Genomic DNA, 21,462 nt, shown 5'->3' with positions numbered 1-21,462 from the left:
CTCCTATCGGCGACGGAGTCGAGAGCATGTCGGGCATCCGGAACCCAACCCTGTTCTGGATTTCGGAATGGCATCCCACTCGTGAGCGAGTTGGCATCTCCACCAAACCTTCTTGCTGCTCCCGGGTTTGACTGCATCTGGTCGGAGGTCGGCGTTGAGGTGGGGGTGCCATTCGGCTGCGATCGTCGGATACAGGTCTGCGAGTGACTGGCCTGGTTTGGGAAGCGCACGTGCGAGTCCTGCACGCATATGTCCGCAGGGTGGGCAGCCTTGACCGTTGAGGCATCGCGCTTTCGGCGTCGCCGACCACTCGTTGCTGCATTCCGGGCAGATCCACCAGATCTTCACACTGCTACCGGGCTTGAGTTTCTGTGGGGTGAGGGCATCGTTTCGGTCGGGGTGCCACTGGGCGGCGATCTCAGGGAAAAGGTCGGCGACGGATTCCCCGTCCTTCGGTGTTGAGCGCTTCTTCCCGCGAGTGACGTTGGCGCACGTCGGGCAGCCTTCTCCTCTGCTCCGGCCGGCAATAGGTGCTTCCCACTCGTGGCCATCGTGGCACTGCCACCACACCTTCTTCATGCTGAAGGGCTTGGCATCCATTGCGGTGAGGCTGTTGTTCATGGTCGGATGCCATTGCGCGGCAACATCGGGGTATCGGTCGGCGAGTGATTGTCCGTCTTGCGGTCTGGCTGAACGAATTCCGCCTTCCTTGGCGGCGCACTTCGGGCATCCGTGGTTGTTGCTGCGGGTGCTGACTACCGCTTCCCAGTCGTGAACACAGGTGGTGCATCGCCACCACACCTTCTTGCCGCTGAACGGTTTCACGTGCGACGGCTCGAGTGGATGATTTCGCGTGGGGTGCCATTCGTCGGCAGCCTCTGGGTGCAGGTCGGCGAACGATTCCCCTGCGCGTGGTGTCGCGAGCGTGGCGCCTCCGCGGCGGTGACCGCAGGCCGAGCATCCATGCCCAGCGGCGCGCGTGACCGGGGCTGCTTGCCACTCCCGCCCGCATGTTCGGCATTCCCACCAAAACTTTGTTGAGCTTCCTGGGTGGACTTGGTCGGGCGTCGTCGATCCGTTGCGCGTGGGGTGCCATTCTGAGGCGATGTCGGGCAGCGAGTTGACGATGCTCTTGCTGCGGTTCTTGTAGACGGCGAGGTCGGCTGCTTCTGTGGCCCAGCAGTTGTCGGACGCCACGTAGTGGTCGTGGTGGTCGACCTTGTAGCCGTATTTCGCTGCTCCGATCAGGACGGTGTCTGCCAACTGTTTGATCGGGCAGCTCGCCGAGACGAACACCTCCATGCCGCCGAGGGAGTCGAGCGGTAGCTCTCGGACGCGAAGGACAGCCCATCCGGCACCGATCAGAGCCTGGGTTTGCTTGAGGTCGGCCTGCTGCCCTGTCCGGTGGTAGTGCGCCCCGTCGTATTCGATGGTAAGACGGAGGTCGGGGATCGCGATATCCGCTCGTACCGGTCGCCGACCCGCCACGGGGATAGGGGGATGGTCGTGGTCGACGCCGAACCCGGCTGCGGCCAGTTCGTGCGCGAGTCGGATTTCACGCTCGGATGCGCCCACCGTTGAGCATTTCGGGCACCCGACCCCGACGGACCGGGGAGCAACCTGGGCGTTCCATTCGTGCCCGTGGGCACATTTCCACCACACTTTCCTGCTGCTGCGCGGTTTGACGTCGAACGCTGTCAGCTCACCGTTGCGGTCGGGGTGCCATTCCGCAGCCAACGTCGGATTCTTATCGCCCAGTGATTCACCAGGTTTCGGGGTCGATTTGGACTTGCTGATCAGGGCACGCCCGCACTGCGGGCACCCTCGGTTGGAACGCGTGCGGTGATCGGGGTCCGTCGACCACCCCCAACTGCACACGGCGCAGATCCACCACCGGTTGGTCTTGCTTCCGGGATTCACGTCATGAGCGGTGACGGCACCGTTCTTCTCCGTGTCCCAGTCGGCGGCGATGTTCGGATACAGGTCGGCAAGGGAACGCCCAGGTTTCGGGGTCGACCGCTTCACGGCCCTCAAAGTTTTCGCGCATTCCGGGCATCGCTCCCCGCGAAGGCGGTTCTGCGGCTTCGTCTGCCACTCGTGTCCGTTCTTGCATTGCCACCACACCGTCTTCGCGCTCGCCGGTTTGAGATCGAATGCTGTCAGCGGAGCGTTCTTGCTGACATGCCACTCACACGCGACAACGGGATGAAGATCGCCGAGTGACCGCCCCGGCTCCGGACGCACGCTTGACATACGGAAGGTTCCTTTCGTTAGTGGCTCGGAGCCCGAAGGAGTAGCAGGTGAGCTCCCGAGCCGTGCCGGCGCCGCTCGGTCGTTGCGACCGTGCCGAACGCGGTGCTCGTGTGGGTGAGGAGCCGTCGACGGGGCATCCGCGCTACGACCAACATCGGACCATCCTGCTTCGCCTCGGGATGCCCTGGCCTCATGAGCTCGTCGCAACTGGGTCTAGGGCACTGGCGCAGGGTGAGGGTCCGGCCCACGGCTGGTGGTCGACGGCAATCGCGGCCATTTCCAGCCGGTCAACTCTTCGAGACGACGTTGCCGGTCGGTCAGAAGGGTTCCTCGGGTATATGCGGCGCGTTGTTTGCGGACCCAAGAACCGAGTCGATAGTCCTCGATCACATAGGACTGGGGGACGCGAGGGTCACCGTGGTTTTCGACGTAGTCGAGGAGGCGGCGGAATCCTTCCTCCCATTGGTCGTTCCGGGCGCCCCAGGTCCATCCGGTCACGGCCTGGAGTCGGCGTTCGCGGGCGGTGTCGAGGGTGCCTTTGGCATGGCTCGCGCGTTGCGTGGCGACCCAGGCACCGAGCTGGTAACCAGCGGCCCGGTAGGCGTAGGGGACGAGGGCGTTACCGTGGCGTTCGACGTAGTCGAGGAGCCGGCGGAAATACTCTTCCCAGTTGTCGATCCGGCCGTCCCAGGTCCAGCCGGTCAGTTCCTGGAGGCGGCGTTCGCGGTCGGCGTCCAGGGCACCTTTCGCGCGGTTGAGGCGTTGCGTCGTGACCCACGAACCGAGCCGGTAACCATCGACGACGTAGGACTGAAGTACGCGGGCATCGCCGTGGGTTTCGACGTAGTCGAGGAGTCGGCGGAACCCTTCCTCCCATCGGTCGGCCCTGTGGTCCCAGGTCCAGCCGGTCAGTTCCTGGAGGCGGCGTTCGCGGTCGCCGTCCAGGGCACCCTTGGTCCGGTTTGTGCGTTGGGTGCCGATCCACGCGCTGAGCTGGTAGCCCCCGACCGTGTAGGAGTGCGGGACGCGGGCGTCACCGTGGGTTTCGACGTAGTCGAGGAGTCGGCGGAACCCTTCCTCCCAGAGGTCTGCCTGAGCGTCCCAGGTCCAGCCGGTCACCGCCTCGAGTCTGCGTTCACGGTCGGACTCGAGGGCCCCTTTCGCACGGTACGTGCGTTGCGAATTCACCCACACCCCGAGCCGGTAGCCCTCGACCTCGGTCACGTATCGCGCCGGCACCCGGGCGTCACCGTGCTGCTCGACGTACTCGAGAAGACGCTTGAAGCCTTCTTCCCATCGGTCGGCCCTGTGGTCCCAGGTCCAGCCGGTCAGTTCCTGGAGTCGCTGTTCCCGGTCGGGTTCGAGGGTGCCTTTGGCGCGGTTCGTGCGCTGCGTACCGACCCACCCACCAAGCCGGAATCCGTCAGTCGTGTGAGACGTCGGGACGCGGGCGTCTCCGTGGCGCTCGACGTACTCGAGGAGGCGTTGGAAGCTCTCCTCCCAGTGGTCGGCCTTGTGATCCCAGGTCCAGCCGGTCAGGGCCTCGAGTTGCCGCTGACGATCGGCGTCGAGGACCCCGTCGGCGCGCTTACCGCGAAGCTGACTTACCCACGCGCCAAGGCGGTACCCCTCGATGGCGTAGGACGCCGGGACGCGGGCGTTGCCGTGGGTGTCGACGTAGTCGAGGAGGCGGGCGAGGCCGTCCTCCCATTGGTCGACCCGGGGAGACCACGTCCAGCCGGTCAGGGCCTCGAATCGTTCCTGACGATCGGTCCGAAGGGTTCCTTTGGCGTAGAAGTGGCGTTGGTTGTTGACGAACACACCCAGCCGGTAGCCCTCGACGGTGTAGGACGCCGGGACGCGGGCGTTGCCGTGGACGTCGAGGTAGTCGAGGAGGCGTTGGAAGCCGTCCTCCCATTCGTCGGTCCGAGCACTCCACGTCCACCCGGTCACCGCCTGGAGCCGACGTTCCCGATCAGCCTCGAGGACGCCTGTGCTGCGCCCCGTGCGTTGAATATTGACCCAATTCCCAAGTGGGTAACCCTCAACCCTGCAGGACACCGGGACCTTGGCATCACCATGGCGGTCGACGTACTCCAGGAGCCGGCGGAAGCCGTCCTCCCATTGGTCGGCTTTAGGGTCCCAGCTCCAGCCGGCCAATTCCTCGAGCCGGTGTACCCGATCGAGGTCGAGGGTGCCATCCGTCCGTTTGCTGCGCTGCTTGGTGACCCACGGGCCGAGCCGGTAGCCATCAATGATGTACGAGTTCGGGACACGAGAATGTCCGTGATCCCCGACGAACTGTTCCAGGAGCCCGAACCAGAACTCCCACGGTGCGGTGGTCTGCTCGACCAGGCGCACGTCGAAAGCGCGGGCGAAATCGGCGCCGACCTGTTCGGGCAGGTCGAGATGAATTTTGGTGGGCAGTCGTGGCTGTTCGCCCTGCCGGCCGAGCTGTCGCCTGAGTCCGTCGAGGTGCTCGCCGAGTTGGCTGTCGTGTGACCGGAGCGCCTTGATCACGTCCCACACCGGTTTGAATACCGAGTTGTCGAGGGCGACCGCCGGGTCTTCGTCGGTGTCGACGAAGACCGGAATGACGATGGTGCCGATGGTCTTGTCGGCGGCGAGCCTGATGGCGCGGCCGACGGCCTGCACGATGTCGACCTCGGAGCGGCGCGGGTCGATGAAGGCCACGCTGTCGAGGGTGGGGACATCGACGCCTTCGGCGAGACACCGCGCGTTGGCGAGCAGTCCCCTTTGGCCGTGGTCGAGCCGGCCGAGGTGGTGCAGGAGCGCATGACGCTGCCCGGCGGGCATCTCGCCGGAGGCGTAGTCCGACCACACCTGACCCAAGGGTTGCTGGTCGGCGGGCATCCAGGAGATCACCTCGGGGAGGGACCGGGCGAACTCGTGGGCGCGCTTGACCCGTGAGTGGAAGGTGATCGTGCGGTGCAGGTCGTAGCGGCGCATCGCCTGGGCGAGACCGATCTGTCCGGCGAGCGTGCGGGCGTCGGTCACCTCGGCGCCATCGGTAGTGACGAACCGGCCGCGCTGGGCCCAGTCCCGGTAGGTGGCGTCATCGACTGCGACGACGGCCACCTGGTAGTCGGTCAGCAGTTTACGTTCGATCGCCTCCGCGAATCCGAGCCGGTGAAATACCGGCCCGAACACCTCCTCGTCGTCCATCGAGGCGACCTCGAAGTCGGCGTCCTTCGCTTGCCGCACGACCCGGCCGGTGAAATAGCGCGGGGTGGCGGTCATGAACAGTCGACGGTCCGCCTTGATCGACTCCGCGTCGAGGATGGTGCCGAAACCGGAGGAGACGCGGCCAGCGCAGCGATGCGCCTCGTCGGCGATGACCAGATCGAAGGCGGGCACCCGCCCCAACCGGAACGCGTCGGCGATCTGGGGAGATGACTGGTAGGTGGCGAACACCACCCGCGGACCGGACCGTCGCCGCAGAAATGTCGCGATCTCTTCCGGGGCGGTCGTGACCGGGAAACCCAGGTCACTCGTGTTCGCGACCGCGGCATCCGGGTCGGCGACCGTCTCATCGGAACACACTGGCAGGAAGTCGAACGCCTGCGCGGTGTGGGAGGTCCACTCCCGCAGCGTCTGAGCCAACAGCGACAACGAGGGCAGCAGCACCAGCGTGCGTTCGGCGGCGAGCTCCTCATTGATGAACAGTGCGGTCAGGGTCTTTCCCGTGCCGCAGGCCATGATCAATTGGCCGCGGTCGTACTCGTCGAAACCCTTGATCACCTTGTCGATGGCCTCGCGCTGATGCGGGCGCGGACGGTTTGGTACCAGTCTCGGCGGCCGCAGATCGGCCGGAGATCGGGGCCAGTCGACCGCGGCGACCTCGAGGTCACCGCGGAGAAGGACACTCGCCTGCTTCTCCTGCGCTTCCAGCGTCCGTTTGGCGGTGCGCCCGATCAGGTTGGTCGTCGCGATCAGCAGTCGGAAGGCGAACTCGGGCCGCCCAGACTCGGCCAGGAAGGTGTCCACGTCCCGTTTGGTGATCGAGACGGCCGGGTTGTAGGCCTTGGCCTGGATCGCCCACAGGCGCCCGAGGCGATCCTCGGCGACGAGGTCGATGCCCGCATCAGCGCCCCAGCGCTGAGGCCAGTCCTTCCACAGCCACACATGTCGCAGCTCGCGCGCGTAGACCGGATCGTGCCTCAGGAACCAGTGGCAGATGCGCTCGAACTGACTGCCACGCCGAACGGGATCAGTATCCAACTGTTCCAACAGATCACCGAGTGCCGCCATAACGAGCGAGATTAGCCTGCCGTACCGACGATGACCGGTAGCTCGCTGGAAAGCCGGGACTGCCGCCGAACGATCCCACTCGGCGGCCTGGGCCGGCGCGCCCGCGGATTCGAAAATGTAAAGGGTGTGGCGGTCGGGGAGCGCACGCTGCAGGCCAGCCTGTGGCGTTGCTCTTGTCCCGGAGGGGTTTCGCCCTCCGAAGACCGGCGGATTCAGTCGCGCAGTTGTCGGCGCCTCGGGTGGTACCCCGCCGATACATTCACGCGACCTATACCGCTGCACCGGTTCCTCTGGTTTGATTTGCCGGTGAAGTATGCAGTTGCCGTGGCCAGCATCCTCGGCGTGATATCCCTGTCCGCGTGCGGATCCGACGGTTCCGCAGCGCCGGCGTCGACTCCCACGACGACTACCGCCGCACCCACGACAACGAAGAAGTTGACCGGTGACGACCTCTTCGTCCAGAAGCTTCGCGACGGTGAAATCTTCCCGACGGCAGGCCAAGTACCTCTGTTGACCCCACTCGCGCGACAAAACTGCAGCGCCCTGGCAAGCACCACGCTCCCCGATATCCAGAAGTTCGACAAGATGGTGGAACTGTCGATGATCCTGGGAGCAGGCAAGAACATCTTCGACAACCAGGTGACCGCCGACGCGTACATGAAAGCCTCGATCACGGCGTACTGCCCCCAGTGCCTGGCGTTGATTCCGGCATGACGACACCGACTCCTCCTCCGGTGGACCGACCCCGAGGGCACCCAGCAGCTGCGGTTGGTGGGACGGCACCCAGTGGACCTCGGCGACCAGGCCGCGAGCGCTGCAGGAGGACCGAAAGATACCGCCACCGCCGATCGATCGGGCGCCGGTGCCTCCGCCGTCGACCGGCAGTCTCGACGGCCTCAACTTCGGCAGCTAGCACGCGTGTTACCCGCGCGTATCAGCTAGTTGAAGGCTGTCGTCGCCTCGGTTGTCGCCGCGGACCCACCTCACCCACCGACCGGAGAAACAATGCGTAGGAACATTCTGGCAGTAGCCCTAGCTGCCGCCGCCCTTGCGATGGTAGCGGGTTGTGCATCGGAAGAGGCCGCGCCGCCACCGCTGTCCAGCCTCACGCCCACACCGGTGGCGACCACAACTACCGAAAAAATCAGCGCGACAACCGAATTACCTCCGCCTTCTGAACCGATCGTGGATCAGGTCGCTCCCGCGCAACCAATCGAAGTGGTGAAGACGTTCATGTTCTGCGATGGGCACCCGCTGGTTGGTGTGTACAGCGGCTCCGACGGTCGGCAGTACTCGGTCCCGGACGATCCGCAGTGCGAGCAACTCATCCCTGAGGAAACGTTCGCTCCGCCGGCTGAAGTGGTGAAGACGTTCATGTTCTGCGATGGGCACCCGTTAGTTGGTGTGTACAGCGGCTCCGACGGTCGGCAGTACTCGGTTCCGAATGACCCGCAGTGCGGACAACTCGCACCTGTCGAGACCACGCGTCCGTACCCGACGGAGGACGAGTCGTTCCTCGAAACGTGCATGGTGAAGTCCGGGCAGACTCGCGAGGAATGCGTCGCCAATATCCAGGACAGTATCGACAAGGGATATATACGGGTCCCGTGACCTGAATACTTCTTCGAACTGGGCCGCTCCTCGAAGTGTTCAGTGCTCACTTATTCTGGTCTGCAGTGTCATTCACGTGGATGACACTGGTTGGCTCGGGAGAGTCGACCCGTGGACGCCGTGCGGTTCCACGGTGACACGATGTTTGCCAGAGGGTGTCCGAGGGTGAAACGAACCGATTAGTATGCGCAGTTGATGCGACGGACGTCGGTAGCCAGGCTTCGGCTCTTGTCCGGCCGCGCAGGTTGGTGCGGTTTCGGGTCGAACGAGGGTGGTTCTGGTGGAGTTTCCGATGCTGTCCAAGGGACAGAACGTGTCGCTGCCCGCTGAGGTGGAGCAGATCGATGTGGTGCTGGGGTGGACCGAGTCGGAGGTCGAGGTCGATGCCTCCGCGCTGTTGTTGAACGCGGAGGGGAAGGTCCGCTCCGACGAGGATTTCGTGTTCTACAACCAGCCCGAGTCGACAGATGGGTCGATCCGGTTCCTGGGTACGAGCGGCACCGAGGAAGGTGCGCAGGCGCGGATCGCGATCGACCTGTCCGCCGTGCCGGAGGACGTGCACACGGTGGCCCTGGTCGGCAGTGTGGGCGAGGCCAGGTTCGGTGATCTCGGAAAGCTCGCTCTGCGTGTCGTCGACGGGGCCGGGTACACGTTGGCGGAGTACGTCACCGCCGATGCCACGACCGAGTCGGCGTTCGTGTTCGGCGAGGTGTACCGCCGCAACGGGGAGTGGAAGATCCGGGCGGTCGGGCAGGGCTGGGAGTCCGGGCTGGCAGGTTTGGCCACGGATTTCGGTGTCGACATCGACAACGAGCCGGATCTCGAACCCACAGGTGCCCCCGATACCTCCTCCGGCAGTGTCGAACCCGCCGCGCCGTCGCACGGGTCCGCCGGTGACGCCCCGCATCTGGTGCCCGAACTGCCCGCCACACCCACCGCACCGGCGACACCGGCGAAGCCGAGGACCCGGGGTGTCCGCACCGCCAAGCGAGCGGTGAAGAAGTCGAAGCCGGTCGAATTCACCCTCGCCGAACAGGACACCTGGCAGCCGGCGCGGTTGTTCTCGGTCATCGGTGTCGGGACCGGTGAGGAACAGGAGCGGCGCGCTACCTCCGCGCTGATCGCCACCATGCAGGCGGTGCGCCCCTTCGCACGGGCGGTGTGCGCCCGGATAGGGGCACCGGTCGGTGTCTTCGAAGGTTATGTCGAGGTGGCGTACGAGCGGGGTGAGAGCAAGGTGATCCCCGACGCGGTGCTGAAGGTCTCCCGCGGCGCCAGGGTGTGGACCGGCCTGCTCGAGGTCAAGACCGGCAACGGCAAGCTCAAGAAGGAGCAGCTCGAAAACTATTTGGATGTGGCGCGGAAGAAGAAGTACGACGTGGTGGTCAGCCTGTCGAACGACGTCCCCGCCAGTGCCGGGGAGTTGCCGGTGGAGGTCGACCGCCGCAAGCTCGCCAAGGTCGCGCTGCGCCATCTGTCGTGGGCGGAGGTGGCGCACGAGGCACGGATGTTGCTCTCGCACGGCGGTATCGACGACGACCTGCAGGCCTGGATCCTGGCCGAATTCCTGCGCTACCTCGACCACCCCCGCTCCGGGGCGGCGGAGTTCGTCGACATGGGCCGGCACTGGGTGACCGTCCGCGACGCGGTCACCGCCGGTACCCTGCGCGCCGGCGACCAGAAGGCCGCCGCCGTGGCCGACACCTGGGTGTCCCTCTCCCGTCATCTCGCGCTGCGGTTGACCGCCGAACTCGGTGTCACCGTCAAACACATCCTGCCCCGCCGCCACGGTAGCGACCCGGCCGCCCGCAATGCGGCGGTAGCCGAGAGGTTGGCGACCGACGGGGTGTTCGAAGCGGTGCTGCGGATCCCGGAGACCGCCGGTGATCTGGTGGTGATCGCGGATGTGCGGACCAACAAGATCCGCTGCCGCACCACCGTGGAGGCACCGAACGAGGGAACCTCCGGTCGTCGGCTGTCATGGCTACTCAAGCAGCTCAAGGACGCACCCGGCGACGTTCAGGTCGAAGCGGTGTTCTCCGAGCGCGGCAACGAAGCCTGCGAGCACCTCGACACGGTGCGGGCGGACCCGAAGGTACTGACCAATGGGCGCTCCGGCGACATCGTCTCCTTCTCCCTCGAACAAACCTTCCCGATGGGCGGCCGGCGGTCGGGCACCGCGGCGAGCTTCATCACCAGCGTGACGTCATCGACCGACGCGTTCTACGGCACGGTGGTTCAACAACTGCGGGAATGGGTGCCGGCAGCGCCGAAACAGAATGAACAGCCGAGAACCGACATCGCCGAATCCTAGACGGCGAAGGCGTGTCCGCGCCGCCACGTTCGTATTCGGGGGCAGGCAGCCTCAGTTCGGCGGACAAGTCGTGCGCAACCTGCAGGGGCCGGGCGCAGATGTCGGTCCTCGGGTTGCGGTCGGTAACCTCTCGGCCAGGCTATGGATCCCTCGGCCACACCAGTTATCGAACGCCGGTTCATGGTCGAATACGCAATCCGAAACCGCTCCGGGTCCGCACGAGGTCCGCACGAAAGGTCAAGACCAATCTGCGTGACCGTCTGCGGCGCTATCGACCTCGGATGACATACTGTCCAGGTGAATTTCGGTGCGACATTCCGACGGATGCCCAAGTTCGTTCTTGTGATCCTCGTGACGCTTTTTGTGACTGGTGTAGGTCTGACGGTGTGGGGGTTCCTGTGGGACGCGCAAGGAAAGTGGGATAACCATGGATTTGGACTCAACTTTCTCACGTCCGGCGTCGGATTCTGCTTCGGTGCACCCATCGCCCTAATTATTCTGGGAACCGTTACCAACGAGGTGCAGAGCAGAGGCTCAGAGCATGATGTCGCGGCACTGTCGAAGAACGCGTGGTCTGACCTCGTAGCCTCCGTCGAGGAGTACTGCACTGACGATCGCATAAGCGGTCTACGCATGGTCGCGCAACGGATCTTTGTGGAATACGAGGGTGCGACCGGGCCGCTGATCGAGTTCGCAAAGTCGAGAAATATGGTTCGACTTGGAACGACGAGTGGGCATGGATACGTTCCTGAGCGGAGCACCGATCACGAATATCTATTCCTACTGCGCACGGACTTGAAAATTGCGGCTAAAAATATTGATAATGATCTCGCGATTCTCGATAGTAAGATTGGGGCAATGGGAATCGTCGACTACGACTGGGCCGACATATGTTCCAAATGGAGTCTAATCAACGGGCATGTCCGTATCCGCCGCCTTGAGAGCGGGCTGCCACGGCTACCGCGGACCGTTGAAAGCGGTCTCGGCTACAACTTACGAGAGGACAGAAATCCCATGGCGGAGTTCCTGTCTCACCTTAACGGATCAAGTTCCCAGTATCACCCTGCGTTGAACGGGATGCGCAGCGCACCCCACTTCCTTCGGATGCTTGCTGAGAAGGAAGAAGGCCCACTTCTGGACAATATTGTGTCTAGTTCGATTTCAGACCTTGATACACGTACGCCGCGCGAGTTTATGGACGCGGCGGTCGGGTCATCTAATAGACTAAATATGATTCGGAATCACGTTCGGTCCGTCGCTGTGATGTCGTAACGCCGGTGATGCCGCATTTGCGGTATCGAGTTGTACTCTCATATTAGAAACCAGTAGCGTTAAACCGCTCGATTTACATTCTCGTTGCCTGCTTCGGCGTCGCCCATTTGAGTTGCATCTAATTCCCACCGCGGGTCGTGCAGGAGGTGCTCGGGTGCTTGCAGGCTCAATCCCCACAGTGGCCGGATGCTTTCCGGAAGTCGGCGTTGCGGCGACCATACGAGCGGTGACGTTGACGACGATTGCCGTGCATCTGACTTTCGCGCAGTTGAAGCTGTCGGTGAGCGGACGACGCCTGCGCGGCGACCACCGGCGCCGCGAGGTCGGGTCGGCGGTCCGACGCTATTTAGCTACACAATTCGCCGAGGATTTGGGGGAATTGACAGTGACGATTCCCCGGGTATGCGGTCCCCGCAACATTATTGCTCTTGGACTATCTCGGAAGATGGGTGCCAATCGCGATCCGTGATGATATCTATGACGGATGACAACCAGTCCCGATGAAGGGGAAGAACTCCAGCCGCCCTACGTGAAGGGCTTTGTGATGATCCTTCCGGACGGCATACCTATTCCGGACCAAACCGTTTGGACCTTTGAGACACAGGAGCTTGAGCCACTTCTCGACGATATCCACTTCGCCCCCACGGCCAGCTTCCGTGCGCCGGTTCCCTCCGATGGCGTCGGCCGCAACTTCGTCTCCTTGCGCTTCTGGCAAGTTGACGATGAATCAGAGTCGCCGTTCGGAGCTGATGTCAGGCACCTTTTGAAAGCCTTTAATCGCATCCATCCACCAGAGGATCGGAACGTGGCACTGGCACCCTCGGAGGCAGTGAAAGAGGTTGACCTCCAGCGGCATAGGACCATCGTTGAAGCGGTGACGTTCGTAGCATCCACGGACGACCTGATCGCCACTGCGACCAAGCCAGATCCCCTGACACGATGCCTCGACGCACTGTTCGAGTTTCACCGCGCGTATCGAGTCGCTGCCAAGACGCCGACTGAGGAACTGACGTATGCGCAGCTCTTCCCCTTGATCGCGACGTTCAGGCGTCGTGTCGACGACGACAAGGTTACTCCCGACGGGACCATGCACCTGTCAGACAACATACGGTTTGGTGCCCTCGCTGAGCACATAGGCAACGTGGACTTCGAACTGGTCGCTGCGCAACTCTCCCGCCTTCGACTGGGCGATCCCGTCATGTCGTTCCTAGAGCGCCGCGTCGACGCGCATTACGAGCTCTCAGTGAAGGGTAATTTCGGTGGTGCGATCGTCCAGCTTGCGATCGCCTGTGAGGTCATTCTTGACGGCCTGCTGGGGATGGTGCTCTGGGAGGGAGGCGTCAGCGACGCCGACGCCGCGACGATCTTTTCCCTCGACATAACTCCTCGCCTGAAGAACGAGTATGCGCCTCGGTTAGGGGGGAACTGGGCGCTGGACACTGGAATTCTAAGTTCTTGGTTCGATGATGTCGCCGGCATGCGGAATCGAGTCGTGCATGGTGGGTACAGACCGACGTTCGTGGAGGCACGATGTGCCAGTGAGTCCGTTGACTCATTGGCCAAGTCAATAGGAGATCGCCTGGTTGACAAGTTCAGGGACTACCCGAAGACGGCCTGGCTCTTTCTGGGGCCTAAGGGGTTCGAGGACCGAAACCGACTTACGAGGCGAGTAAGGGAATGGATCGATGTGCAACAGCCGAATGCAGTCCTCGACTGGGTGCGCGAATATTCGGAATGGCGCGACAAGGTGAATGCTCAGGTCCAGGGGCGCAGGCGGAAGACACCGTAAAGGAGACGCTCGGAGCGCCACCGTATCTGCCGCGGCTGTCCGGCCGCGAACACCGCAACCGTGCCGACCACGGTGTTGAACGCGGCGGGGAGGGAGGCGTTGATCGTCACCTCGGTCGTCGAAGAATCTGCGAGGGCCGCTGGAGAGCGCGGAGATCGTCTCCCCGCCGGGTTGTGGTGCATCCCGTGCCGACTCCCCTCGACAACAGCCTCAAGGAGGGGCACGACCCGGTCAGCCAAGCACCCAGAGCTCGGCGCAGCTGACGCCTCAGCCATCATGTTCGGTTCACCCGACACGATGTTTCCTATGTAGGCCGTACTCGGTGTCATCATTCAGCAATGACTTTTCCCGGTGGCGATACCGAACTGGATATTCCCTCAGGGACCCCACGCTCGAAGTTCATTCGCTATGTCCGGACTGCTGGTAAGGACCACGATCCGCTATTCCCGATCACTCCGGCGACGAGACCGATACGTGTGGGCGTGGATCTGCGGACGCTCGGTGCGGATCCGGACAGTTTCATAGAAGCTGTGCAGATCCTTCGTCGACCCGAGGTCACCCCACTGTTGCTGGTGCATCGCGGAGATGACGCCGACGTCGCGGCGCGGTGGATGGCCGCCCTTGAGACCGACGAGCTGCACACAATCGGGTACACGGACCGCGAGTCCTCGGGGAGGATCGCTGATTCTCTCGAGTTCTGGGTGAGAACGACGAAGGGCGGCGAAGCCGTCGCCAGCCGCCGGTGCGGCTTCTTCGACGTGTATGCACTTCTTGACGAGAACGAGTCCACCGTCGGGGGACTCACCCAAGACGAACGGTGGCGGACCGCAGCCTTGGCATCGACCGCCCTGCGGCTCGGCATCGACGCCCTCGTCTCGACAGCATCGACGGTCGGGCGCTCGGACGTCGCCGACAACGACCTAGTAGCGATGATTCGCCCGGAGGAGCTGCATGCGATCTTCGGGCACTACCTACGGATGACCGGCAACCTGATCGTGAAACACACTCGCGAGGGCATGGGAACGGAGATCGAGAGGGCGCCGTCGGTGGCCGACCTCTATCACTACGGCATCGACAGCTACCTGCCTTGCCTGAGCCTGGTCCAGCTGACCGCTCGCCTGCAGGGTGACGCCGCGGTGGTATCGGAGGTCCATTCGGTGTTCACACGACTGCGCCGTGCGGCCCGAGCTGTCGACGAAGTGCTGGCCGCTTTGTCTCGGACCAACGGACAAGGCGCACCTACGGTGGATACCGTCGAGCACGTCAGTGAGGCGTTCGACCGGGAGTTGCTCTACCTCACGGCGGCATTCGACACCTACGGGCGCCTCTTCAGGCGCCTGCTCGATCCGGGCGACAACCTCCGCAACGGTGCGCGATCGTTGCACTCGAAGAAGCTGATCGACGATTACATCGAACCGAACTACCCTGACCATCCCGCGCTCGATGCCGTGCGCGCGCTGCAGCCATATGCATTCACCTGCGCCACACTGCGTAACCGGATCCATGAATCTGTACTCCCGACCGGCGCGTACCTGACACGCAGCTACGGCGGCGCGAGCACCGTCGCGATCGACCTGTCTGAGATCGACAAACTCGAACTCGACCAGGACCACGTGGACCGCCTCGGCGTGTGGATGTCGACACCACCCAACGCCCTGCTCGCGCCGTCCCGCCCGGTAAGCGATATGGCGACCACCGCCATTGGATTACTGACGGCTGGCCTCGAGTACATCGACGCATTCTCCCGCCTCATATTGTGCACACCGCCCGCAGCGGCACCACGTGCGAACGGATTGCTGGGAGCGGCCCCGGCTACCCCGGAGGAGCAGATACCTCGGAGCCCCGAGGAGCAGTTTTATCGGGACTTCTTCGGATGGGACTCAGCGTTCCGGATCTCCGGCACCGATGAATAGGGCAAGCCGCGCGCGAGGCTAGGCGGTGATGTCATTCCTTGCCCCGCAGGCCTGAGAGGGCACGAGCGAGGAGTTCGAGGACTCGTAGTGCGTTGTGGCCCGGCCCGGGTGTCGGCCCGAATACGGCGGTGATGAGCAGCACGATGATTGCGATCACCACCGCGCTCACACACCCGGCGACGAGGATCGTGAACAGCAGTGGGTAGGTCTTCGTGAGGTGGGCGAGTACATCGGTCATCGGGTGGCTCCCTCGTGGGTTGGCGTTGATGTCAATCAACGCCACGACGCCCCCGAGGCCGAATGCCGACGGAGTTCCGGAAAGTTGGTGGCCGGTTGTTGTCGCAGTTCGGCGGCCGTTTATGGTGTCAGGAAAATTCTTTGTTGCCGCAACGTTGAGGCAACGTGGAGGTCCAGGATGGGAGCCGGGCGCGTGACAATGGATGGACGCGTCGGGCTGAGGGAGGCCCTGTGCGGTCTGCGCGAAAAGGCGCGAAATCGACACTCCCAGGCGAAGACGACGAACACGGCGCTTGCGAAGAGCCTGCCGAGGCGGGGCTACAAGGGTCCGAAAATCTCGCCGTATGCGGTGGCGTCGTGGTTTCGCGAGGGAACGCCCGCCCGGTTCGAGGAGCAGCTTCTCGCCCTGGTGGATCTTCTGACTGACCTAGCGGGACCGGATGCGCCGCCCATGCGGCGGGATGAGTGGACAGCGCTATACGCCGAGGCGCAGAAACCTGATCCACCGCGGCCGAGCGGCCCGGTGCCCGGCGACGTGCTCGACCCGGAGACTGAGGGGGCCCCTGGAGACCGTGCACCGTTAGAGGTCGATGACCATCACGACGAACTACCGGCCGAGTCGGCACATAATGCGGACCGCGAGCATTGGCTCGATGCGGAGTCGGCCAGTGCCCTTCGGGCGGCCGTCGGCGGGCAAACCCCGTCGGCGTCAGTCGCGGTGTTCGGGCGATGGTGGCAGCTGGAAACGTGGCTGCGCGAGCTCCTCTATCTTGAGTTGCGCGCTAAGCTCGGCGCATCCTGGACGTCAGTGCTGGACCCGGATCTCGTGACTGCAGTGGAGGAGCGCCGCACGCTCGATGTCCCCGACGACGCGAACCCTCTGGCGCAACTTCACTATGAGCAGCTCGTCGAAGTCATCGATGAACACTGGGATGTGATGTCGTACGCTTTGCCGACGCGACGCGCATGGAATGGTCGGCAACATGAACTCGAGCAGATCCGCGGCCGACTCGGCTACCTGCGCAGACCGCATCCTGATGACTTGGTGCGCGTCGAGCAGATTCTCCGGGACCTCGAGCACGGCGCCTTTGTGGCGGTCGATTCGTACACCCACCGTTGGCGTCCGAATCCCGGGAACCATAAGGACGTCGTCACACAGGGTTGGATCGCCGGTAAGCATGAATCCGCCCTCCGCCTGCTGAGCGAGCACGTAGACCGAGACTATGGGGCCCTGGTGGTTCAGATAAGCCGTCGGCCGTGGATCACGACAATTCCGGCCGATCTGTCCAGTGCGCCCGGAATCCTCTGGCACGCAGATGTTTTTCTTCGTCAACGGTACGTTGATCCGGTGGACCTTTGGTCGGCACTCACTGATCGGACACTGCGCCGGCTGCTGGTCCACGTCACGATGGATACATTCCAAGTGGGTTTCACCTTCTCCGCGGTTGACGATGAAGGGGAAGTGGCGGATGCGATCGGGCGCGCATTTGATGCGGTCCTTTCGGTGTCGCACACGGGGCGATCGCCCGAAGACTTCAAGGCTTATCGAGCCCGTGCACAGAGTCTCGATTTCCGCGTGCAGTCGGGGACGGGCTGGACGATCGGTGCCACGGCACCGATGACGACCTTCGGCGCGGGCGGTGGGGTGGACGTCGCACCGACATGGTGAAACCCGCTCCTATGTCTACACGTCTCACATGAGGCGGGCAGCACCTCGGTCTTCAGCACGCCCTGATGGGCATTCGAGGCCGTCTGAGGCATCCTGCGCCGACACCAGCGGCAGGTCTATGGCGTTCGATGAGGCGGTCGAAATCGGCGGTGGTGAGCACCCACAGTGAGCGACACGGCCACGGGTACATTCCCAGGACCGCCAGCCGTCGTGGCATGCCGCACCGATTCCCGCGGGGATGGTGAACACGACCCGGCGTGACCGAGTTCCGAGCGTGCGGCCGCGCCGCTGTACTCGGAGATCGGACCGAGCAGCGCACTCACGCTGCTCGCAAGGCCCTGGCCGGTGTCTACAGCAACTCTCCCGGAGGCAAGTAGGTCGAAGGTGGCGGGCACGATCCCTGACGCGGGAAGGACGTTGGCATGATCAGTGGTCCATGACTGGACAACTACGATTCGCGTTCGGTATCGAACAGACGCGCGCGCTCTTGACCGTGCCTGTCCGCGATGTTACAACCCGGGAAACTTCTGCGACTCAAGGGCCTTGAAACCGCCGTTGCAGAATGCCTGCGATTTGGCGAGCGTCTCTAGAGTGACCGGCCACCAGTGGTTGGCGCCGTACATGTCCTCCTTTGATTGCCGTTCGATCTGTAGTTGTTTGGTGACCTCTGCTGCGCCGCCGCGATCGAAGTGGCTATGGAGTGAGCCGAGCATCGACGTCATTGTCTCGACCGCTTCTTCTACGTACCGAATGCCCAGTTCAAGATCGGCGAACTGGTTGCGCAGAACCTCCCAGATTTCGTCGGACATCGAGGGAGGCTGAACGAGCTCGAAGGTAATCGTCACAGAGGAGCTGACCGAAAGTGTCGCCGTCAGGTACCGGGCCGGGCTTGTTGGCAAAGTATCGAAGTATGGATGGAGAAATCGGCGACCGCCACCCAGGCGCATGTATCGACTCAGCTTTTTGCCGTTGCAAGTCCTGCAGATGGGCACTAGGTTCGGTGCGTAGACGGCGTACTCGCCAAATTTGGATTTCGGCAGGTAGTGATCAATCTCAGTCGCCTTGAACTGGTAGCAGTATGGGCACTTGCTCCTGTAAACCGCATTTAGAATGGCTGTCCGCAGAATCTTAAAATGAGCGAGTTTGAGAAAGTAGGCGGTGGCCTCCAGTTCGTCCTGATCAAAATCTGAAATGCTGGGATCGGCTACCGGACCGTCCTTGTCCATGACGCGAACCAAGTAGGTTTCATAAAGTTCAAGAACCTTCGGGGCGAGGGCATCCGGCCGCAATCTTCCTTCGCGTTTCCGCTCATTGGCGACGTGCCGATAGTTTGCGATATCGTCGGCCACCGGCTGAATAGCCCTGATCACAGCAGCTCACGATAGTTCGCGACGAGCGCTCTGCCCTGCACGCTGAGTCCGTTTTCGAACATCTCGTTGATCTCTTCCGTAGTATGCTCCGATGAGAGGGCCCGTAGGATGCCTTGATAGTCAGTCGCGCTGCTGTCGAGTGAGAAGACATGTCTGGTGATTGCACCGATATTTTCGGCGAATGTTTCGATTTCGGGTTGTCGAAGGGTCACGCCACTTTCATCCCGTTCGAGGATATGTACACATTGCGACGGCATTTCCTGGACTACTACGGGACTGTGTGTCGCAATGATGGCGAATGAGTTGGACGCTGCGAGTAGTACCTGGATTGAGCGGAGCAGTGCTGCAACTAGCGGTGGGTGTAGATGTGTCTCTGGCTCATCGATGAGGACCAGTGATCGGGTACGAAGATGGGTGGCGAGCTGGGTGACGATGTTCAGGACGATCTTGTGTCCAGTGCTGAGTTGATTGAATGCGATGATCGCGTCGGCTCTACCCATCCCGCTTCCTAGTTGCGTCAGGTCGACACCGGCCTGTCCAAAGGATGGTTCACGGGCGAGAGCTTCAAATGCAGAAATCAAGTGTATGCGTGTGTCTAGACGCCCAATTTCGTTCAGCGCACCAACGAACTCGGACTGGACCTCATCGATCGACTTCAGCTCGAACGCGTCATTCGCAACGGTTGTTTGGCGACGCAGACCGCAGTACACGTATCCAAAAGCGACGTTCGACGCGGCATCTGAATCGACCGTATTCCTGATACCGCGGATGCTCTCTGGAGTTCGAAAGGTATCGAACGCGCTGTAAGAGATGGCTACGACCGCGCCGAAGGTGGTGTCGCTTCCCGAAATCGTAGAGTCACGCTGTTCGGAGTTTGATTGGGCGCGTCCTCTACTCGCTGCGAGCGCAAGATCGGCGAGCAAAGTCGTTTTGCCAACCCCGTTGTAGCCGATCAAGACATGGCACCTGCCCGGCAACTCTTGCGAGTCATCGAACTCGAACGGCATCGGACTCGTAAATCCGTCTCTGCGCCATTCGAACTCAAAGGACAATCGATCAGTTGGCAGAGCACTGCCTCGAAGCAGTTGTCGACCTGCGGTGAGGTTGTTGACAGCCTCACCGAAACGAAGCAAAGACGTGTTCCAACCCGGATTTCTGTCACCATCACTGAATTTCTTCTCAATCGCCGGGTCGTATGCCGCATCCTGAAGAGCGATCAAGTAATTCAGTCTCAGCGTTTCGGGAAGCCGCATCAGGCTCTCGTAGTATTCAATGTTCTGCCCGAGTGAACAGAAGTTTGAATCCAGCTCTGAGAAGGATGGCGACAGCTCCGGACGACCTGACTCCTGATCCCGTTGAAGAATCTTCACATTCCCCAGTGTCAGTTCGTCAGATGCGCTGAGCATCAGAGTTGCGGAGTACGTGGTCTTGAAGCCGTAGTCGTCCCAGTTATCTGCCCATAGTCGTACGTATGGGTGCTGAATTGCAGGCCTTGCATTTCGTGTACCGACTAAAACGAATCGCAGCCGGTTGTTTGTAGGTTGCACATCTCGTAGGTTATCTGGTTCGAATGTCGAGTACCTGCTGGGTCGGGGTCTCGGCGGGCCATGTTGCTCTGTGGCGGGTGGGGCGCCGGCGAATTTGGAGGCCGGCTGATGGGGCGGGCTGGGTGTTCAGGCTCGGTGGTGGGGAGCGTCGCCCGTCGGGGGTGGTGCGATGCCCGTTTTGGGGGTCGCTGGGCGAGCCGCCCACCGGATGGACCAGGTGGCCTTGCCCACGGCGGATGATCTGCACCTGCTCGCGGACTCGCTCGGCTACACCGTGACGAAGGCGGTGCAGGCGTGACGGTGGAGGCGGTGATCGTCCGCGATCCCGACGGGCCGACCAGTGTGTGGGTGTTCGTGGACGGTGAGCCTGTCGAGGCCGTGGAGAGCTGCATCGATGCCGGTGCGGGCTGGGACTGGGACGACTGGACCGAGCACCGGGACGAGATGCTCGCCGGTGCCTCTCCGGCGGCCCGTGAGCTGATGCTTACACTGCTCGATGGTCCGCCCGGCGGGGTCTATGTCGAGGGCCGCGACGATCGGCCCTGGCTGGACGCCGCGGCCTAGTTCGCCTCTCTCCGTGTACGGCCCGCATCCGACTTCCGGGGTGGGGGCCGTGTGCCGCGTGAGGGCCGTAATAGTGCTGTGACCTGGTGTGATGACATGTCCCCGGTTTGTGATGTGGGGGCGCCGACGACGTGCCGGGGAGTGCCGGCGCCGACGACGTGCCGGGGAGTGCCGGCGCCGGGGTGTCAGCGGGCGCGCGGGGTGTTTGTTTCGTCCGGTATCGAGCTAGTTTTGAAAGTTGTTGATTCGAAACGTGTTTGGGTAATCATTTGGGAAATAAGTATGTACGTGTTTTGTGCACAAACATTAGGTTGTGAGATTCGTAATATGTTGCTAATCAACATGGTTGGGTGTTTCGATATTTTGGATTGTTTCGGAGTGCGTGGGTGTGAGGTGGTAGGCTGTGGGTATGACATGGAGCGGTGCGAGTGGGCGGCGGGTCGGGCGGACCTTCTTGCCTCCCCAGCCTCGTTTGGGTGTGGGGGCGGATCGAACGGGACGATTAAAAACGCAGTTGAGTAACCTAATTCCGGAAACTCAGAGGAGCGAAGCGACTCGATCGACGGCAACGGGAATCGGCCCACTACGAGCCGCGCAGCGCTCCCTGGCGGGGAGCGAAGCGACCCGCCCCCGTCTTCCGGCGCGAAGCGC

Annotated in this window: 15 protein-coding genes and 1 pseudogene; 10 read left to right on the top strand and 6 right to left on the bottom strand. The window is 62.7% G+C overall.

Annotated features, from left to right (window positions below; translation table 11 throughout):
- Positions 1–3 precede the first annotated feature (3 nt).
- The 3 genes and pseudogenes from WKC72_RS39005 to WKC72_RS38995 all read right to left on the bottom strand — a co-directional run bounded on the left by WKC72_RS39005 (position 4) and on the right by WKC72_RS38995 (position 6,525).
- Positions 4–1,575, bottom strand: a complete 1,572-nt coding sequence (locus WKC72_RS39005) for a zinc-ribbon domain-containing protein (RefSeq protein ID WP_370185525.1) — start codon at positions 1,573–1,575, stop codon at positions 4–6.
- Positions 1,576–1,593: 18 nt separating this feature from the next.
- A pseudogene (locus WKC72_RS39000) lies at positions 1,594–2,253 on the bottom strand (zinc-ribbon domain-containing protein); the annotation flags it as partial.
- A gap of 213 nt (positions 2,254–2,466) precedes the next feature.
- Positions 2,467–6,525 (bottom strand): Helicase associated domain protein, encoded by a 4,059-nt coding sequence (locus WKC72_RS38995; protein ID WP_370185145.1) that lies wholly within the window; start codon positions 6,523–6,525, stop codon positions 2,467–2,469.
- Positions 6,526–6,831: 306 nt separating this feature from the next.
- On the opposite strand from WKC72_RS38995, the gene WKC72_RS38990 reads away from it, so the two are divergent.
- From WKC72_RS38990 to WKC72_RS38960, 7 genes are all read left to right on the top strand, one after another.
- Positions 6,832–7,239 (top strand): DUF732 domain-containing protein, encoded by a 408-nt coding sequence (locus WKC72_RS38990; RefSeq protein ID WP_370185143.1) that lies wholly within the window; start codon positions 6,832–6,834, stop codon positions 7,237–7,239.
- 291 nt (positions 7,240–7,530) lie between these two features.
- Positions 7,531–8,136 (top strand): hypothetical protein, encoded by a 606-nt coding sequence (locus WKC72_RS38985; RefSeq protein ID WP_370185142.1) that lies wholly within the window; start codon positions 7,531–7,533, stop codon positions 8,134–8,136.
- 280 nt (positions 8,137–8,416) lie between these two features.
- Positions 8,417–10,450, top strand: coding sequence for a TerD family protein (locus WKC72_RS38980; protein ID WP_370185140.1), 2,034 nt, complete (start codon positions 8,417–8,419; stop codon positions 10,448–10,450).
- Between the two features lie 324 nt (positions 10,451–10,774).
- On the top strand, positions 10,775–11,722 hold the full coding sequence (locus tag WKC72_RS38975; RefSeq protein WP_370185139.1) for a hypothetical protein: 948 nt from the start codon (positions 10,775–10,777) through the stop codon (positions 11,720–11,722).
- A 226-nt stretch (positions 11,723–11,948) separates the two neighbouring features.
- A complete protein-coding gene (locus WKC72_RS38970; protein ID WP_370185137.1) occupies positions 11,949–12,191 on the top strand; it encodes a hypothetical protein in 243 nt (80 codons plus the stop codon).
- Between the two features lie 15 nt (positions 12,192–12,206).
- Positions 12,207–13,511: a hypothetical protein gene (locus WKC72_RS38965; RefSeq protein WP_370185135.1), complete on the top strand. Its 1,305-nt coding sequence runs from the start codon at positions 12,207–12,209 to the stop codon at positions 13,509–13,511.
- A 482-nt stretch (positions 13,512–13,993) separates the two neighbouring features.
- On the top strand, positions 13,994–15,424 hold the full coding sequence (locus WKC72_RS38960) for a hypothetical protein (RefSeq protein WP_370185133.1): 1,431 nt from the start codon (positions 13,994–13,996) through the stop codon (positions 15,422–15,424).
- A gap of 31 nt (positions 15,425–15,455) precedes the next feature.
- Here WKC72_RS38960 and WKC72_RS38955 read toward each other — a convergent pair whose 3' ends face one another.
- Positions 15,456–15,662: a hypothetical protein gene (locus WKC72_RS38955; RefSeq protein WP_370185131.1), complete on the bottom strand. Its 207-nt coding sequence runs from the start codon at positions 15,660–15,662 to the stop codon at positions 15,456–15,458.
- A gap of 192 nt (positions 15,663–15,854) precedes the next feature.
- Between WKC72_RS38955 and WKC72_RS38950 the strand changes: the two genes are divergently transcribed.
- Positions 15,855–17,330: a hypothetical protein gene (locus WKC72_RS38950; RefSeq protein ID WP_370185130.1), complete on the top strand. Its 1,476-nt coding sequence runs from the start codon at positions 15,855–15,857 to the stop codon at positions 17,328–17,330.
- A 509-nt stretch (positions 17,331–17,839) separates the two neighbouring features.
- Here the strand turns inward: WKC72_RS38950 and WKC72_RS38945 are convergent.
- Together WKC72_RS38945 and WKC72_RS38940 are read right to left on the bottom strand one after the other, a co-directional pair.
- A complete protein-coding gene (locus tag WKC72_RS38945; protein ID WP_370185128.1) occupies positions 17,840–18,700 on the bottom strand; it encodes an HNH endonuclease in 861 nt (286 codons plus the stop codon).
- Positions 18,697–20,070, bottom strand: a complete 1,374-nt coding sequence (locus WKC72_RS38940; protein WP_370185126.1) for an AAA family ATPase — start codon at positions 20,068–20,070, stop codon at positions 18,697–18,699. The genes WKC72_RS38945 and WKC72_RS38940 overlap by 4 nt, the downstream gene beginning before the upstream one ends.
- A 346-nt stretch (positions 20,071–20,416) precedes the next feature.
- Here WKC72_RS38940 and WKC72_RS38935 point away from each other — a divergent pair, with 346 nt between their 5' ends.
- Together WKC72_RS38935 and WKC72_RS38930 are read left to right on the top strand one after the other, a co-directional pair.
- Positions 20,417–20,545, top strand: coding sequence for a hypothetical protein (locus WKC72_RS38935; RefSeq protein WP_370185124.1), 129 nt, complete (start codon positions 20,417–20,419; stop codon positions 20,543–20,545).
- Positions 20,542–20,811, top strand: a complete 270-nt coding sequence (locus WKC72_RS38930; protein WP_370185122.1) for a hypothetical protein — start codon at positions 20,542–20,544, stop codon at positions 20,809–20,811. The genes WKC72_RS38935 and WKC72_RS38930 overlap by 4 nt, the downstream gene beginning before the upstream one ends.
- Positions 20,812–21,462: the final 651 nt, after the last annotated feature.

Origin of the sequence: Rhodococcus wratislaviensis, assembly GCF_041228765.1 — a bacterium.
In the GTDB taxonomy this organism is placed as follows: Bacteria; Actinomycetota; Actinomycetes; order Mycobacteriales; family Mycobacteriaceae; genus Rhodococcus_F; species Rhodococcus_F wratislaviensis.
Note: the sequence above shows the minus strand (reverse complement) of the source record. Positions and strands in the feature narration are given on the sequence as shown.

Excerpts from the sequence above, each read along its gene's own strand:
- WKC72_RS38995 (WP_370185145.1), bottom strand. The coding sequence starts at position 6,525 with ATGGCGGCACTCGGTGATCTGTTGGAACAGTTGGATACTGATCCCGTT.
- WKC72_RS38985 (WP_370185142.1), top strand. The coding sequence starts at position 7,531 with ATGCGTAGGAACATTCTGGCAGTAGCCCTAGCTGCCGCCGCCCTTGCG.
- WKC72_RS38975 (WP_370185139.1), top strand. The coding sequence starts at position 10,775 with ATGCCCAAGTTCGTTCTTGTGATCCTCGTGACGCTTTTTGTGACTGGT.
- WKC72_RS38965 (WP_370185135.1), top strand. The coding sequence starts at position 12,207 with ATGACAACCAGTCCCGATGAAGGGGAAGAACTCCAGCCGCCCTACGTG.
- WKC72_RS38955 (WP_370185131.1), bottom strand. The coding sequence starts at position 15,662 with ATGACCGATGTACTCGCCCACCTCACGAAGACCTACCCACTGCTGTTC.
- WKC72_RS38935 (WP_370185124.1), top strand. The coding sequence starts at position 20,417 with ATGCCCGTTTTGGGGGTCGCTGGGCGAGCCGCCCACCGGATGGACCAG.